Raw genomic sequence first — 16,619 nt, forward strand, 5'->3', positions numbered from 1 at the left:
CCGGAACCGGGCCTGTCCCCTAAAGGAACAGCCGGAAGGTCAGGAGAGCTCGCTGGCCGAACGCTGGATCTGGTCAAGCCACCCCTGGCGGGCCTCGAGGGCTTCCTGCGCAGCCTTGATCTTGCGCTGGTCACCGCTCTTTTCCGCCTTGGCCAGGTCATCCTGCAGGCTGGCGATGGCGGACTCGAGCTGGGACAGGGCGCTGTTGGTGCGTGCCTTACGCTCCGGGTTGGACCGCTGCCACTGCTCTTCCTCGGCGTGGCGCACGGCGTCCTCAACCTTGCGGAGCCCGGCCTCGATGCGGCCCATATCGGCGCGCGGCACCTTGCCGGCTTCTTCCCACCGGTCGCGGACGGACTGCAGTGCCTTCTTGGCGGCTGCAAGGTCCGTGACCGGAAGGATGGCGTTGGCTTCCGTCAGGAGGGCTTCCTTGACGGTGAGGTTGGCGGCATACTCCTGGTCGATCTCGTCGTTGGCGGCCTGCCGGTTCGTGAAGAATACATCCTGCGCAGCGCGGAAGCGGGCCCACAGGGCGTCGTCGTCCTTGCGGCTTGCCCTAGGGGACGCCTTCCACTGGTCCATCAGGCGGCGGTACTCACCGGCGGCGAATCCCCAGTCCGTGGACGTGGATAGCGCCTCAGCTTCGGCGATCAGCTTTTCCTTCGCAGCCTTGGCCGAGGAGTTGTTGCTGTCCAGCTGGGAGAAGTAGGCCCTGCGGTGGCGGTCGAAAACGGTGCGGGCGGCGCGGAACCGCTTCCACAGGGCGTCTTCGTTGCTGCGGCCCAGGCGGACGCCGCTCTTCTGCGCAGCTTTCCAGCTCTCAAACAGCTCGTTCATGCGCGCGCTGGATGTCTTCCACTGTGTCTGTGCCGGGTCCTGGCCGGAGATCTGCTCTGCTTCAGCCACGATGGCTTCGCGGGCAGCAAGCTCGGACGCCCGGACGGCGTCGTGCTCGGCCTTCTCCGCCTTTTCGAGTTCGGAGATCTGCGTGGAAAGGCTGTCCAGCCGCGCCTCGGCAGCGCGCAGGTCACCCACCATATTGCGTTCGGCGAGCTGCTCCCGCAGGTGCGTCACCGTTTTTTGCATGTCGGTGCTGGGGGCCTTGGAGCTGACGCGCTGTTCAAGCAGCACAATCTGGGCCACCACGTCGTCGTATTTCCGCGCAAAGTACGCCAGGGCCTCGTCGTCGCTCACGCCGGGGTACTGGCCTACGGGGTGCTCGCCGCCGTCGATGGTCAGGAAGACGTGCCCGTCGCCTTCCACGCGACCCCACTTCGAGGCCTCTGCCAGCGACGTGGCCGGCGGTGCCTGGACCGGAGCCACGGCCGGCGCTGCTGCTGCCGGCTTGGGACGGGAGGCGAAGGCTGCGGGGGACGGGGCGGACGGCCGGGGGCCGGGGGCCGGTGCAGGTGCGGGCGCGGCGGCGGTTTCGGGAACCTCGGCGGAGGGGCTTTCCTCGGCCGGGGCCTCCTGGGCCGGGGCCTCCTGGGCCGGGGCCTCCTGGGCCGGGGCCTCATCGGCCGGCGCTTCGACGGCCTCCGCGGCGGGGGTACCGTCTTCTGCAGGGACCTCGGCGCGTACTTCCGTTTCCGGTGTGCTGGCTGCTTCAGTTCCTGCGAGGTCCGTGGCGTTGGCCGCCGCTTCGGTCAGGTCTGTTGCTGTTTCGTCGGATTTCTGACTGTCTGTCACCGCTAAAAGTCTTTCGCTTGGAGGGAAATACTCACGTTCTGCACCGCAGCCACGTTGGCCCGGCTTCCTACTTCAGAGAAAACGAGTCTATCGTGACTGGTTCAACAGGCGCGCCGTCTGTGTCGCTGCTGCCCGGCGTGATCCCTGCGGCAGCAATATTCGACACCACGTCCAGTCCCGACGTCACCCTTCCGACCACCGTGTAGCCCCCTGCCGAGTCGGCCGGGATGGCAGTGTCCTTGTAGACGATGAAGAACTGGGTGCCATTGCCGTAGGCGTTGTTGCCTGTCCTTGCCACGGCGATGGTGCCCGCAGGATAGGTATTGTCAGCCGGTGTGTTTTCCAACGGTCCCCAGGTGTAATTGGGATCGCCCTGCCCGTCGCCCGTGGGCGAACCGCACTGCAGGACGCCGAACGCATCCGCGGTGGTGAGCCGGTGACAGGTCTTTCCGTTGTAGAAGCCCTCATCGCTGAGGGACTTGAAGACCGCCGCAGCCTGCGGGGCGCTGGTGCCGTCCAGCTCCACACCCAGCGGGCGTCCGTTCAGGACCAGGTCACCGGTGAAGGTCTTGCCGGCGGCGGTATCGGCGGCCGGGATGTTGGGGCCATTGGTGGGTGGGGCTGACGTGCTGGCAGAGGGGTCAGCCGAGGCTGACGGATCGGTCAGGCCGGCCTCGGCTGCAGCGAATTCGTCCTCCGTCGGGTTGCCGGCGAAGGCAGTGAGCTGGAGGACGACGGCGAGCACCACGGCGGCGGTTCCGGCACCGGCGGCCACGAGGTTGTCGCGCTTGCGCCGCTTCTCCTGGTCCCGCCTCAGCTCGCGCTTGGCTTCCATCTGCTGGATACGCCGTTTGGCTTCGCGGGCACTGCGTGAACTGGCCGCCAAGGGTCCTCCTCATTGTCGGGCTGCTGCGCCATCTGGTTGTCGGGCTGCTGCGCAGGGGCATGTTGGCCGCAGGCACAGTTTTCTGACGGCCGAGCCCTGCCGGTCCGGCGCATTAGAGATGCACACGGATGACGCATAAACTGACTGCCGCACATAGTTTATGCATGACTGGCTGGACTGCCGCGGTTCCGCGCCCACAGCGGGCGAAATGCGGCTGCATCCGGCGCACCAAGAGGAGAACTTCCATGGCACGCACCGCCTCCCTGTCCGGATTCCCCGAGTGGCTTCCCGAGGAGCGGCTGGTGGAACTCCATGTCCTGGACACCCTGCGCCGGGTCTTCGAACTGCACGGGTTCGGCTCCATCGAGACCCGCGCCGTGGAGACGGTGGGCCAGCTGCTGCGCAAGGGTGAAATCGACAAGGAAGTGTACGGGCTCAGCCGGCTCCAGGAGGATGAAGGCGCCAACCCCGTCAAGGGAGGCAAAGCCGATCCGCACGCGCTTGCACTGCACTTCGACCTGACCGTCCCCTTCGCCCGGTACGTTGTGGAGAATGCCGGCTACCTGGCGTTCCCGTTCCGCCGCTACCAGATCCAGAAGGTATGGCGGGGTGAGCGTCCGCAGGAAGGCCGTGCCCGCGAGTTCACGCAGGCGGACATCGATGTGGTGGGCGACGGTGAACTGCCCTTCCGCTATGACGTTGAGATCGCGCTGGTGATCGCGGAGGCGCTCAGCGCGCTGCCCATCCCGGACTTCAGGCTGCGGATCAACAACCGCAAACTTGCCGAAGGTTTCTACCGGGGCATCGGCCTTGAGGACACCGCCGGCGTGCTGCGCAGCATCGACAAGCTCGAAAAGGTGGGCCCGGCCAAGGTGGCGGAACTGCTGAAGGAAGAACTGGGTGCCACCGATGAGCAGGCACAGAAGGCGCTGCAGCTGGCCGGTATCCGCACTGAGGACACCTCTTTCGTGGCCCAGGTCCGGGCGCTGGGCGTCAGCAACGACCTGTTGGACGAAGGCCTGAACGAGCTGGAACAGGTGATTGACGCCGCTGTCCAGCGGGCTCCCGGCAAGGTGGTGGCAGACCTCAGCATCGCCCGCGGCCTTGACTACTACACGGGAACAGTGGTGGAAACCGTCCTGGTGGGCCACGAGCAGCTGGGCTCCATCTGCTCCGGCGGCCGTTACGACGCCCTGGCATCCAAAGGCAACCGGAAGTTCCCGGGCGTCGGGTTGTCCATCGGCGTTACCCGGCTGGTCTCCCGCATCCTGAGCCAGGACCTGGCCAAGGCTTCCCGTTCGGTGCCTACCGCGGTGCTGGTGGCTTTGGCGAGCGATGACAGCTGGGACGCAGCCCAGGACGTGGCAGCGCAGTTGCGCAGCCGCGGCATCCCCACCGAGGTGGCCGCCAAGGCGGAGAAGTTCGGCAAGCAGATCAAGTTCGCTGACCGGCGCGGCATCCCGTTCGTCTGGTTCACGGACGACGACGGCACCCACCAGGTCAAGGACATCCGGTCGGGGGAGCAGGTGGCAGCCGCGCCCGAAACCTGGGCGCCGCCGTCGGAGGACCTCACCGTCCAGGTGGCCACGGCAGCCCAAGTGGCAACCGCGGTCTGAGACGGTTCGTCCGCCCCGGGTCCGCCGTGCGGTGACAGCCGCCGTCCAGCGGGTAAACTCGGACGGGACCGTTCCTGGAGTGGTTCCTTTTAAATTCCCACTGCTTTCCTTCTGTTCTCTCTAGAAAGGTGTGCTGTGCTGCGCACACATGACCTCGGATCCCTTCGTTCCGAGCACATTGGACAAACCGTAACCCTGGCCGGCTGGGTGGGCCGCCGCCGTGATCACGGTGGTGTGGCATTCGTTGACCTGCGCGATGCTTCGGGCGTGGCCCAGGTTGTGGTCCGCGAGGAAGAGGTCTTCCACGGCCTGCGCAACGAGTACGTCCTGCAGATCAAGGGCACCGTTTCCAAGCGGCCGGAAGGCAATGAGAACCCGGCGCTTGCCACCGGTGAGATCGAGGTCATCGCCGAGGACGTTACGGTACTGAACACCTCGGACCCACTGCCGTTCCAGATCGACGAGCACGTGGAAGTGGGCGAGGAAGCCCGCCTCAAGCACCGCTACCTGGACCTCCGCCGCCCCGGCCCCAGCCGCAACCTGCGGCTGCGCTCGGAAGCCAACCGGGTGGCCCGCGAACTGCTCCACCGGGACGGCTTCGTGGAGATTGAGACCCCTACGCTGACGCGTTCGACGCCGGAAGGCGCCCGTGACTTCCTGGTTCCGGCACGCCTGGCCCCGGGCTCGTGGTACGCGCTTCCGCAGTCGCCGCAGCTTTTCAAGCAGCTCCTGCAGGTTGGCGGCTTCGAGAAGTACTACCAGATCGCCCGCTGCTACCGGGACGAGGACTTCCGCGCGGACCGCCAGCCGGAGTTCACCCAGCTGGACATCGAGGCCAGCTTCGTGGACCAGGACGACATCATCACGCTGGGCGAAAACATCGTCCAGGCAGTGTGGAAGCTCATCGATGTGGAGATCCCCACGCCCATCCAGCGGATCACCTATGCCGATGCGATGGCCCGCTTCGGTTCGGACAAGCCGGACCTTCGCTTCGGCCAGGAGCTGACCGAGCTCACCGAATTCTTCAAGGACACCAACTTCGGCGTCTTCAAGGCCCCGTACGTGGGTGCCGTCGTCATGCCCGGCGGGGCGTCCCAGGCACGCCGTGCCCTGGATGCCTGGCAGGAATGGGCCAAGCAGCGCGGAGCCAAGGGCCTGGCCTACGTCCTGTACAAGGAGGACGGCGAGCTGGCCGGCCCGGTGGCCAAGAACCTCACCGACACCGAGCGGGCCGGCCTGGCAGACGCCGTCGGCGCCAAGCCGGGCGACTGCATTTTCTTCGCTGCCGGCGAGAAGACGCCGTCGCGTGCACTCCTGGGTGCCGCCCGCGTGGAAATCGGACACCGCACCGGTTTGATCGACCCCAGCGCCTGGGCGTTCTGCTGGGTAGTGGACGCGCCCATGTTCGAACCTGCTGCCGCAGCCGTGGCCTCCGGCGACGTGGCGGTGGGTGCCGGCCAGTGGACTGCCGTCCACCACGCCTTCACCTCGCCCAAGCCCGAGTTCCTGGACACCTTCGACAAGGACCCCGAGTCCGCGCTGTCCTACGCCTACGACATCGTCTGCAACGGCAACGAAATCGGCGGCGGCTCCATCCGTATCCACCAGCGCGACGTGCAGGAGCGCGTCTTTGAGCTGATGGGCCTGGACAAGGAGGACGCCCAGACCAAGTTCGGCTTCCTGCTTGAAGGGTTCAAGTACGGCGCACCCCCGCACGGCGGCATCGCCTTCGGCTGGGACCGCGTGGTTTCCCTGCTGGCGGGAGTGGACTCCATCCGCGACGTCATCGCCTTCCCGAAGTCCGGCGGCGGCCACGACCCCCTGACGGACGCTCCGGCCCCCATCACGCCGCAGCAGCGCAAGGAAGCCGGCGTCGACTTCAAGCCTGAGGCCACCAGGCCCGTCGAGGTGAAGAAGGCAGAAGCGGTCGCCAAGTAACGGCTGACGGCCATACGGCAGGAGACTCCCCGGCACGTCCGGGGAGTCTTCTGCCATTTATGAAGGAGATGAAGGTGCCGGGCATCCACACAACACGTTTTGCGGTCGAGACGGCCATGGATGCTGCCTGGCCTGCTGTGGACCGGCACGAATCGGGCGGCTGGGTTTTCCGGGCCGCGGATGGAGTAACGCAGCGCGCCAACTCCATTTGGCCGCGCCGGATTCCCGACGGCGGTTCCCCTCACTTTCCGGCTCTGCTCCGGGACGCCAGGTCCTGGTACCGCAGCCGGCGGCTGCCGGTGATCTTCCAGGTTTTTGACGATGCCCGCACGGCACCCCTCAACACTTTCCTGGATGCGGAGGGGTTTACGCGGCAGTCGGAGACGCTGATCATGACAAGCCGGCCTTTGGCGGCTGCGGCGGCGCCTGACCGCACCGTCGAACTCTCAGCGCAGCCATCGGATGAATGGCTGCGGGTGTGGTGGGACGTGGACGGCCGCGGTGGCGCGGAGGCACTGGCAACCGCCCGCGGAATCCTGGAAGGCTGCCCAGCCCTGTACGCCCTCGTGCGGGACGACGGCGGCCGGCCCGCCGCCGTCGGACGCCTTGCCCTTCCGGACAAGACGCAGGGGTGGGGTGGGATCTACTGCATGGCCACGCATCCGGACGCCCGCCGCCGCCGCCACGGCACGCGCATCCTCGACGCGTTGCTGCAGGCCGCGGCCGAACGGGGGCTGGAAGGCTGCTGGCTGCTGGTCACCGCCGCGAACCGGGCCGCCCAGGAGCTCTATGCAAAGGCGGGGTTCCAGGAAACGGGACGTTACCTCTACCGGCAGGAACGGCCCAGGCGGCACCTTACCGGCTGCTGACTATCCGGGCTGCGCGTCGGTCACCTGCACCCGGACGGAACAGGCATCTGCCGCCGCTTTTTTCACGACCGCTGCCTTGGGCTCGGCTACGTCGAGGTAGGCCAGCCGCGGCAGGCGGGCGTACTCCTGCAGAGCCGGGTGCGCCAGGACCTGGTCCGCCAGCGCCCGGTCGCCGCCGGGAAGCAGATATTCGAAGGATCCCCGGCCAAACACTTCAGCGGCCTGCACCGCCACCGCCTCCACCAGCGCATCGGCCTGGTTGGACCGGCGCCGGGCGAAGCGCTGCTGGGACTGGCCGCCGGCCGCCGTCCGGGACTGGACGTACCGTGTGCCCGCCTTTGAAGCCAGCAGCTGCCCTTCGGCGGCGATACCCAGGCCATAACCGCCACGGCGAACCAGCAAGAGACCAAGCCGGCGGGGCTGCGATGCGAGCGACGCCAGGCGTTCCACGGCATCCGACCCGCGTCCTGGCCTCCCATCCACGGGCCACGGCGCCTGCAGGAGCGCTTCGGCGCCGTCGGCAGCCACAAGCCGCAGCCCGTCGTCGTCATCGTGCAGCACGCAGCCGCCATGCGCGGCGCCGAACCGCTCCACCCAGCCGGCCAGCCGGCTGCCGGGAACGAAAGCGGTCCGGACGGAAGGCGGGCGGTTTCCGGCGGCAGCTCGGGCGGGCATGGCGGGATCCTTTGGTAGGCAGCTGGGTGCCGGCAGGAAAGCCGAACGACTGGAAGTAGCCTATCTATGTGGATGATCTCTTCGGGCACGGGCCCGGTAATGACGACGACGGCGACGACAATGCGCCTGCCGCCGCCCGGACTGCCGGGGGAGGGGGTAACACTTCCCCCCGCGGTCCGCTCGCCGTCCGGATGCGTCCCCGCACCCTCGACGAGGTAGTTGGCCAGCAGCACCTCCTCGGCCAGGGCTCGCCCCTGCGCCAGCTTGCTGCAGGGGCGGGAGCAGACACCTCGGGCCCCGCCGGCCCCACCTCGCTCATTCTCTGGGGCCCGCCGGGAACCGGCAAAACAACCTTGGCGCACGTGATTGCCCGCGGACCGGGCCGGAAGTTCGTGGAGCTCTCCGCGATTACTGCCGGAGTCAAGGACGTGCGGCGCGTCATGGACGACGCACTCACCGCCCGGGACCTCTACAAAACCACTACGGTCCTGTTCCTGGACGAGATCCACCGTTTCAACAAGGCCCAGCAGGATGCCCTGCTTCCGGGGGTGGAAAACCGCTGGGTGGTGCTGGTGGCCGCCACCACGGAAAACCCGTCGTTCTCCGTGGTCTCACCGCTGCTGTCCCGTTCCCTGCTGCTGACGCTCCGCCCGCTGACGGACGGGGATATCGAAGGGCTGATCCAGCGCGCCGTCGCCGATCCGCGCGGACTGAACGGAAAGGTGGACCTCACCGGGGAAGCACTGGACCATTTGGTCAGGCTCTCAGGTGGTGATGCCCGGCGTGCCCTGACGGCCCTGGAAGCTGCGGCAGGTGTGGCCTTCGGTGACGCGGACGATGCGGGGGAGGGGCCGGTCGCCGTCGACCTGAAGCACACGGAACGCGCTCTGGACGTCGCCGCGGTAAGGTACGACCGTGCGGGCGACCAGCACTATGACGTCATCAGTGCTTTCATCAAGTCCATCCGCGGCTCCGACGTTGACGCAGCCCTGCACTACCTCGCGCGCATGCTCGAAGCCGGCGAGGACCCCCGCTTCATTGCGCGCCGGATCGTGATTTCGGCCTCCGAGGATGTGGGTATGGCTGATCCCACTGCACTGCAGACTGCGGTGGCGGCGGCGCAGGCCGTCCAGCTGATCGGCATGCCCGAGGGCAGGATCATCCTCGCCGAGGCCGTGGTCCACCTGGCCACGGCACCCAAGTCCAATGCCGCCTACATGGGGATCAACCAGGCCGTCGCCGACGTCCGCGCAGGCCTTGGCAATGGAATTCCCGCGCACCTGCGCGACGCGCACTATCCCGGTTCGAAGCAGCTGGGCCATGGCGTGGGTTACAAGTACGCCCACGACGCCCCGCATTCCGTGGCCACCCAGCAATACCCGCCGGACGACCTGGTGGGAAGGGACTACTACAAGCCCACCGGGAACGGCGCCGAACGGGACATCGCCGTCCGGCTGGAGCGCCTGCGGAAGATTGTCCGGGGGAAGTAACCGCCGTGGTAGGATAGATGTTTGTCTGGCAAGGCACGGACGCACAATCCCCCCGAATTTCTTCGAGTTGGTTATGCCCTGTGCCCAGTAGCAAAAGGCAGCGGTTGGCCGATGCTCTCCATCGTGGAGGCCAGTAACACTGACACACCGCAGATATTGGAAGGACACAAGTGGCTAACAACACTCGTGCTCGCCGTCAGGCCCGCCTCTCGCGGTCCCTCGGCATCGCTCTGACCCCCAAGGCCGCCAAGTACATGGAGCGCCGCCCGTACGGCCCCGGTGAGCATGGCCGCGCCCGCAAGAAGCAGGACTCCGACTACGCCGTACGTCTGCGCGAAAAGCAGCGCCTGCGCGCCCAGTACGGCATCCGCGAAGCACAGATGACCCGTGCCTTCGAAGAAGCACGCCGCACCAAGGGCCTGACCGGTGAGAACCTCATCGAACTGCTCGAAATGCGCCTTGACGCCCTGGTCCTGCGTGCCGGTTTCGCCCGCACCATCGCCCAGGCCCGCCAGCTCGTTGTGCACCGCCACATCATGGTTGACGGCATCCGCGTTGACCGTCCGTCGTTCCGCGTCGGCGAGGGCCAGCTGGTCCACGTTCACAGCCGCAGCGAAACCATGGTTCCGCTCCAGGTTGCAGCAGCCGGCGCCCACCGCGACGTCCTGCCCGCCGTTCCGGCGTACCTGGACGTCAAGCTCGAGGCACTGCAGGCCCGCCTGGTCCGCCGCCCCAAGCGCTCCGAAATCCCGGTGACCTGCGAAGAGCAGCTCGTCGTCGAATTCTACGCACGCTAATCCCAGCAGCGTATCCAAAGAAGCCCGTGGCAAGCGCCACGGGCTTCTTTGTATGTAAGGTACTTGGGGGACATCCGCGGAATGCGCTTTTCGGCGCCGCGTGCAGGATGTTGCGAACCACAGAATTTCGAGGAGATGAACGTCTATGTCTGGTGGCGATATTGCCGGCCTGATCGCTGCCGGGGTGTTTGCGCTGCTGGTGCTGCTGCTCGCCGTGCCCATCCTGAAGCTCGGCAAGGTCTTCGACGAGGTACGGACTGCCATCCGGTCCATCAGCGACGGCGCCACGCCCCTGATGGATGAGGTTACCGCCACGGTCTCTACCACCAACCAGCAGCTGAAGAAGGTGGACGGCATTTCGTCCAACGTCTCGGACGCCTCCGCCAACCTCTCGGCCTTGTCCTCCCTGGTTGCCGCCACCGTTGGCTCGCCGCTCATCAAGGTGGCTGCGTTCAGCTACGGTGTCCGCACCGCGCTGGCCAACCGCAAGAAGCCCGCTGCCGGCCGCCGCAGCCGCTAAGTCCTGAAAGATCTAAAATGAAACGACTTGTTTGGATGGGAATCGGCGTGGCCATCGGAGTCATCGCCTTCCGCAAGGTGAGCGAAGCGCAGTCCAACCTGGGGCCGGAAGGCCTCAACCGGGCAGTGGGGCGGCTGGCGGACGGTGTCTACGACTTCGCCGACGCCGTCCGGGCCGGAATGCGGGAACGGGAAACGGATCTGCGGACCGCGCTCGGCGTCGAATCCGGGGAAGTGGCCCGCCGCTGACCGGCAGGCAGCCGCCGGCCAACCGCCTGAACCACCGGCAGGAACCGCACACCTGGGGTCCTGCCACCTGAACGAATATTTCCGCGCCGTCCAATGCGCGGACCAAGAAGGGTATGAAACAGCTCATGAAGTCGCAGGAGATCACAAAGCGCTGGGTTGACTTTTTTGTCAGCAAGGGCCACACAGCGGTTCCCTCCGCGTCGCTGGTCTCCAGCGACCCCTCGCTGCTGTTCACGGTGGCCGGCATGGTGCCGTTCATCCCCTACCTCACGGCCCGCGAAGAAGCCCCCTACTCCCGCGCCACCAGTGTGCAGAAGTGCATCCGCACTGGCGACATTGAGGAAGTGGGCAAGACTGCCCGGCACGGCACGTTCTTCCAGATGTGCGGAAACTTCTCCTTTGGCGACTACTTCAAGGAAGACGCCATCAGGTTCGCCTGGGAGCTGCTCACCAAGAGCGTTGACGACGGCGGCTACGGACTTGCGCCCGAACTGCTGTGGGTGACGGTCTACGAAGAGGACGACGAAGCCAAGGAACTCTGGCTGAAGAACACCGGTGTTCCCGCCGAGCGGATCCAGAAGATGGGCAAGTCGGACAACTACTGGCACACCGGCCAGCCCGGCCCGGCCGGCCCCTGCTCGGAAATCTACTACGACCGCGGCCCCGCCTACGGTGTTGAAGGCGGTCCGCTGGCGGATGAAACCCGCTACATCGAGATCTGGAATCTCGTGTTCATGCAGTACCAGATCGAAAATGTGCGTTCCAAGGAAGACTTCGATGTGGTGGGCGAGCTGCCCAAGCGCAACATTGACACCGGCCTTGGTATGGAGCGCCTGGCCATGATCCTGCAGGGCGTCGAGAACATGTATGAGACGGACCAGGTCCGGCCCGTCATCGACAAGGCCGCCGAGCTGTCCGGCAAGGAATACACCTCCGCCGAAACCGACGAGGATCCGCACCACACGGACGACGTCCGGATGCGCGTCGTCGCCGATCACATCCGCTCCGCCCTGATGCTGATTTCCGACGGCGTCACCCCCTCCAACGAAGGCCGCGGCTATGTCCTGCGCCGCCTTATCCGCCGTGCCGTCCGTTCCATGCGGCTCCTGGGTGTGGAGCAGGCCTGCCTGCCCGAGCTGCTGCCCGCCTCCCGTGACGCCATGAAGGGCGTTTACCCGGTTGTCGAAACCGACTTCGCACGGATCAGCCGCATCGCATACGCGGAAGAGAAAGCCTTCCTGCGCACTATCGCCTCCGGCACCGCACGCCTGGAAGACGCCGTCAAGGAGTCCAAGGCCGCGAACAGGCCGCTGTCCGGCGCAGACGCCTTCACCCTGCATGACACCTACGGGTTCCCCATCGACCTCACCCTCGAAATGGCTGAGGAAGCCGGGCTCAAGGTTGACGAAGCCGCGTTCCGCAGCCTGATGCAGGAGCAGCGCCAGCGTGCCCAGGCCGACGCGAAGGGCAAGAAGGGCGGCCACGCCGACCTCTCTGCCTTCCAGGAGATCCTTGGCCAGGGCGAGACGGTCTTCACCGGCTACACCGAGCTCGACGGCGAATCCCGCGTCCGCGGACTGCTCGCCGCCGGACGTCCGGTCCAGCAGGCCGCAACGGGCGATGAAATCGAGCTGGTGCTCGCGGAAACCCCGTTCTACGCCGAAGCGGGCGGACAGGCAGCCGATACTGGCCTCATCACCGGCGACGGGTTCGTCGTCGAGGTCCTCGACGTCCAGCGCCCGCTCAAGGGCCTGAGCGTGCACAAGGCGATTGTCCGGGAAGGCGAAATCGGCGCCGACTCGCTGGTCCGCGCCGCGGTGGACCGCGACCGCCGGCACGCCGCGGAGCAGGCCCACACCGGCACGCACATTGTGCACGCTGCGCTGCACCAGATCCTTGGCCCCGAGGCCACCCAGCGCGGCTCCTACAACAAGGCCGGCTACCTGCGCTTCGACTTCGCCTGGGGCGAGGGCCTGAGCACTGCCACCCGCTCGGAAATCGAGGAAGTGTCCAACCTCGCCATCCGCAACAACTACTCCGTGGAGACCAAGGTGATGGGGCTGGCCGAGGCCAAGGCCCTGGGTGCCATGGCACTCTTCGGCGAAAACTACGGCAGCGAAGTCCGCGTGGTGGAGATCGACGGTGCCTGGTCCCGCGAGCTCTGCGGCGGAACACACGTTGCCAACACCTCGCTGATCGGCAGCCTCTCCCTGCTGGGGGAGCAGTCCGTCGGTTCGGGAAACCGCCGGGTGGAGGCCTTCGTGGGCATGGACGCCTTCCGCCACCTGGCCGCCGAGCGTGCGCTGGTGACGGAGCTGACCGACATGCTGAAGGTTCCCTCCGGGCAGCTCGCCGACAGGATCGCCGCCACCCTCGCCAAGCTCAAGGCCACCGAGAAAGAACTGGACCGCCTCCGCAAGGAGCAGCTCGCAGCCTCCGCCGCACAGCTGGTGAACAGCGCCAGGGACGCCGCAGGCGTCAGCGTTATCGCCCATGACGCCGGCACGGTCAGCGGCGCCGACGACCTCCGCGGCCTCGCCCTTGACCTGCGGAACCGGCTCGGCTCCGCCGCAGCCACCGTAGCCGTCGCAGGCGTGGCGAACGACCGGCCCATGATCCTGGTGGCAACCAACGAGGCAGCACGGGCGGCCGGCGTCAAAGCCGGCGCCCTGGTCCGGCTCGCTGCCGGCATCCTTGGCGGCGGCGGGGGCGGCAAGGACGACGTTGCCCAGGGCGGCGGCACGGACGCCGGCAAGGTGGGCGCTGCCCTGGCAGCGGTCGTCGACGCCGTCGAACGTCGCTAACCCTGCCATGACCAATCCTGCAGCTGCCGGCGGCTACCCCCAGGGCGTGAAACTGGGGGTGGACGTGGGCACCGTCCGGGTGGGCGTGGCCATCTGTGACCGCGACTCCATCCTGGCAACGCCCTATAAAACGCTGGACCGCAACGCCAGGAAGAACTCGGACGTCCGCGTCATCGCCAAGCTTGCCGAGGAACTGGAAGCCGTGCAGGTCATCGTCGGTTTGCCCCGCACCATGAAGGGCGAAGAGCACTCGTCCGCACGGATGGCCACGGAGTACGCCCTGCTGGTGGCCACCGAACTGGCGGCCCGCGGTCTGGCGGTGCCCGTGAACCTCGTGGATGAACGCCTGAGCAGCGTCACGGCCCATCGCAGCCTGCACGAAGCTGGCATGAGCAGCAGGAATCACCGTAAAGTAGTTGATCAGGTCGCGGCGGCAGGTATCCTTCAGCACGCCATCGACATGCAGAAAGCCAGGGGAGCGGATGTCGGCTCACGCGTGACACCGCCTTCCCCGTCCGTGGGCCTGGGGGTCGGCGAGGTGGACGAGTCCGTCCGCGCTACCCCGGGGGACACGGCCCCATCTTTAGATAATGGAAGGCAACAGTGAGCCCTGCCAACATTGACGACGCTTCCGGCCCCTTGGACGCCGGGGCAGCGAGGCCGCTGACCCGCAAGGAAATACGGGCACGCGAAAAGAGCCTCAACACCGGCGGCCAGGGAACCGTTCCCGAGCAGGCGTACGAGACCGGACACGATGTTCCGCCACTGCCCGATGAACCGCCGGCCGTGCCGGCACCGTCGATTCCTGAGGCTCCCGTTGCTGAGCCTGTGACAGCAGCCCAGCCGGTACCGGCCGTTCCCCAGGCGCCCCCGTCCATCCAGGAGGCACTTCCGCACGAGGCGGACCACCAGGATGATGCGCATGACGCCTACGCCGAACCTGCCTTGGTGGGCCACCAGTATGTGGCAGACACGCAGTATGCCGACCATGCCCACCACACGGGCGGGTACGACTACCCGGACCATGGCCAGGAGTACGATGCGGCCTCCCATCATGACGTCCACCACCACCCGACCCACTACGAGGCACATCACGATGGCGGTACCCACCATGAGTTCCTTCCCGGTTCATCGGCAGCGCAGGTAGTGGCCAAGCCGTCAAAGAAGGTGCGGCGCCGCCGCAGGCTGCTGGCGCTGTTCCTGACGCTCGCCGTCTTCGTTACCGCTGTAGCGGTGGGAGCGCAGTTCCTGAAGCCCCTCCTTGGCACCGACAAGCCCAGCGACTTCCCGGGCCCGGGTTCAGGCGAAGTCCAGGTGACCGTCGACAATGGCGAGGGCACCCGGTCGGTTGCCGCCGACCTCGAAAGCAAGGGAGTGGTGGCCAACGCCGACACGTTCCTGCAGGCGTTCGCCGCTTCCGGGGGAATATTGTCGCCGGGCGACTACACCTTCAAGGCCGAAATGAAGAATTCGGACGCCGTCAACGTCCTGCTTGGCAAGGACAAGACAAAGGTCATCTACTTTGCCCTGAGCGCAGGACTGCGCGTTGGCGAATCACTGCAGGCCATCTCCGAGGGATCCGGCGTTTCCGTACAGGACCTGCAGGCATTGAGTGACCAGCCGCAGCAGTTCGGCCTGCCCGCGAACGCGAAGAACCTCGAAGGGTACCTGGCCCCGGGTGAGCACCGGTTCCCGCTTGGCACACCGGCGAAGGACATCCTGCAGGCACTGGTCAAAATAACCGTCGACGAACTCGTATCGCAGGGGATCTCGGATCCTGCCAAGCAGTACGAGGCCGTCATCGTTGCCAGCATTGTGCAGGCAGAGGGTGGCCAGGCCGAATACGGTGACGTGGCAGGGGCCATCTACAACAGGCTCAAGCCCAACGACCAGACCAACGGCTTCCTGCAGGTGGACTCGGCCGTCACCTACGGCCTGGGAACCAAGAGCTACAACTTCACGGACGAGCAGCGCCAGGACAGCTCCAACCCCTACAACACGTACGCAAACCCCGGCCTTCCGCCGGGCCCCATCGGTTCGCCGGGCAAGACCGCCATCGATGCGGCCGCCAGGCCCAAAACCAATGATTACCTGTACTGGGTGACCATCAACCTGGATACCAAGGAGACCAAGTTCTCCCGCACGCTGGCGGAACACAACACCTACGTGGAGCAGTACAACGCCTGGTGCATGGCAAACGTGGGCCGCTGCGCATGAGCCTGCGGGCTGCCGTCCTGGGCCACCCGATCAGCCACTCGAAATCACCGGCACTGCATCTTGCCGCGTACGCGCAGCTGGGGATCGGGATCAGCTACACGGCCATCGACGTCACCGAAGGCCTGCTGCCTTCGCTGATGGGACAGATCCGTGACCAGCAGGGCTGGCGCGGGCTCTCGGTGACCATGCCGTTGAAGACCGCCATGCTCAGCCAGGTGGATGAAGTACGGGGCGTCGCCAAGACGCTGGGCGTGGTGAACACGGTTTCCTTCGAAGACCACAACGGGACGCGGAAAGCCATCGGCTCCAACACCGATGTGGCCGGCATCGTCAACGCGGTCCGCCACGCCGGCAGTGCAGCAGCACCTTCAGCCGTCGTCCTCGGCGGCGGGGGGACCGCTGCATCAGCGGTCGCCGCCCTCAAGGAACTCGGGACGGCCCACGCCCAGGTCTTTGTCCGGGACACGTCCCGCACCGCCGATGTGCGCGCGGCAGCGGAAGCCCTCGGCGTGGACCTGGAGATCCGCAGCCTCACTGACGCTGCCCGCCCCACGGCAAGTGCCGACGTCGTCATCTCCACCCTGCCGCCGCGTGCGGCGGACGGACTTGCGGCTGAAGTGGCGGCGCTGAAGACCCCTACCCCTGGCGTGCTGCTGGACGTGGCGTACGATCCCTGGCCCAGCCTGATAGCCACGGTGTGGCAGTCAGGCGGCGGCGCCGTGGTGCCCGGCCTGGAAATGCTGCTGTACCAGGCCGTGGAACAGGTGCGCCTTTTCACGCGCCGTGGAGATGACGTTAATGCAGCTGTCATAGATGTGATGTGTGACGCAGTCGGCCTTCCCCGACGGGCGTTGTGACCGCCCTAGTGGC

General features: G+C 66.6%; 14 protein-coding genes. 11 read left to right on the forward strand and 3 right to left on the reverse strand.

Going from position 1 to position 16,619, the window contains the following annotated elements; genetic code table 11:
- Nucleotides 1–39: 39 nt before the first annotated feature.
- Nucleotides 40–1,689, reverse strand: a complete 1,650-nt coding sequence (locus DXK94_RS16160; RefSeq protein ID WP_115525738.1) for a DUF349 domain-containing protein — start codon at nucleotides 1,687–1,689, stop codon at nucleotides 40–42.
- 67 nt (nucleotides 1,690–1,756) lie between these two features.
- Nucleotides 1,757–2,575 carry a peptidylprolyl isomerase gene (locus DXK94_RS16165; RefSeq protein ID WP_115525739.1) on the reverse strand — a complete coding sequence of 273 codons (819 nt, stop codon included), beginning with the start codon at nucleotides 2,573–2,575 and terminating at the stop codon, nucleotides 1,757–1,759.
- A gap of 245 nt (nucleotides 2,576–2,820) precedes the next feature.
- Between DXK94_RS16165 and hisS the strand changes: the two genes are divergently transcribed.
- From hisS to DXK94_RS16180, 3 genes are all read left to right on the forward strand, one after another.
- Nucleotides 2,821–4,191 (forward strand): histidine--tRNA ligase, encoded by a 1,371-nt coding sequence (gene hisS, locus DXK94_RS16170; RefSeq protein ID WP_115525740.1) that lies wholly within the window; start codon nucleotides 2,821–2,823, stop codon nucleotides 4,189–4,191.
- Between the two features lie 135 nt (nucleotides 4,192–4,326).
- A complete protein-coding gene (gene aspS / locus DXK94_RS16175) occupies nucleotides 4,327–6,129 on the forward strand; it encodes an aspartate--tRNA ligase (protein WP_079596219.1) in 1,803 nt (600 codons plus the stop codon).
- A gap of 116 nt (nucleotides 6,130–6,245) precedes the next feature.
- Nucleotides 6,246–6,998, forward strand: a complete 753-nt coding sequence (locus tag DXK94_RS16180; protein ID WP_258868584.1) for a GNAT family N-acetyltransferase — start codon at nucleotides 6,246–6,248, stop codon at nucleotides 6,996–6,998.
- Here the strand turns inward: DXK94_RS16180 and DXK94_RS16185 are convergent, their stop codons facing one another.
- Nucleotides 6,999–7,673 carry an acVLRF1 family peptidyl-tRNA hydrolase gene (locus tag DXK94_RS16185; protein WP_115525742.1) on the reverse strand — a complete coding sequence of 225 codons (675 nt, stop codon included), beginning with the start codon at nucleotides 7,671–7,673 and terminating at the stop codon, nucleotides 6,999–7,001.
- Between the two features lie 68 nt (nucleotides 7,674–7,741).
- Between DXK94_RS16185 and DXK94_RS16190 the strand changes: the two genes are divergently transcribed.
- The 8 genes from DXK94_RS16190 to DXK94_RS16225 all read left to right on the forward strand — a co-directional run bounded on the left by DXK94_RS16190 (nucleotide 7,742) and on the right by DXK94_RS16225 (nucleotide 16,606).
- Nucleotides 7,742–9,163, forward strand: a complete 1,422-nt coding sequence (locus DXK94_RS16190; protein ID WP_115525743.1) for a replication-associated recombination protein A — start codon at nucleotides 7,742–7,744, stop codon at nucleotides 9,161–9,163.
- A 170-nt stretch (nucleotides 9,164–9,333) separates the two neighbouring features.
- The gene (gene rpsD / locus DXK94_RS16195) at nucleotides 9,334–9,960 is read left to right on the forward strand and encodes a 30S ribosomal protein S4 (RefSeq protein ID WP_043454433.1); all 627 of its coding nucleotides are present in this window, start codon (nucleotides 9,334–9,336) and stop codon (nucleotides 9,958–9,960) included.
- 145 nt (nucleotides 9,961–10,105) lie between these two features.
- Nucleotides 10,106–10,480, forward strand: coding sequence for a DUF948 domain-containing protein (locus DXK94_RS16200; protein WP_079596215.1), 375 nt, complete (start codon nucleotides 10,106–10,108; stop codon nucleotides 10,478–10,480).
- A 17-nt stretch (nucleotides 10,481–10,497) separates the two neighbouring features.
- Nucleotides 10,498–10,728, forward strand: a complete 231-nt coding sequence (locus DXK94_RS16205) for a DUF6167 family protein (protein ID WP_181884855.1) — start codon at nucleotides 10,498–10,500, stop codon at nucleotides 10,726–10,728.
- A 125-nt stretch (nucleotides 10,729–10,853) separates the two neighbouring features.
- On the forward strand, nucleotides 10,854–13,532 hold the full coding sequence (gene alaS, locus DXK94_RS16210) for an alanine--tRNA ligase (RefSeq protein ID WP_115525843.1): 2,679 nt from the start codon (nucleotides 10,854–10,856) through the stop codon (nucleotides 13,530–13,532).
- Between the two features lie 7 nt (nucleotides 13,533–13,539).
- Nucleotides 13,540–14,139: a Holliday junction resolvase RuvX gene (gene ruvX, locus DXK94_RS16215; RefSeq protein ID WP_115525745.1), complete on the forward strand. Its 600-nt coding sequence runs from the start codon at nucleotides 13,540–13,542 to the stop codon at nucleotides 14,137–14,139.
- Entirely contained in the window at nucleotides 14,136–15,749 is a 1,614-nt protein-coding gene (mltG, locus tag DXK94_RS16220) for an endolytic transglycosylase MltG (protein ID WP_115525746.1), read from the forward strand. Before ruvX ends, mltG begins: the two co-directional genes overlap by 4 nt.
- Nucleotides 15,746–16,606 (forward strand): shikimate dehydrogenase, encoded by an 861-nt coding sequence (locus DXK94_RS16225; protein ID WP_115525747.1) that lies wholly within the window; start codon nucleotides 15,746–15,748, stop codon nucleotides 16,604–16,606. Before mltG ends, DXK94_RS16225 begins: the two co-directional genes overlap by 4 nt.
- Nucleotides 16,607–16,619 lie beyond the last annotated feature (13 nt).

The organism is Arthrobacter sp. RT-1, from assembly GCF_003367205.1.
Lineage (GTDB): Bacteria > Actinomycetota > Actinomycetes > Actinomycetales > Micrococcaceae > Arthrobacter.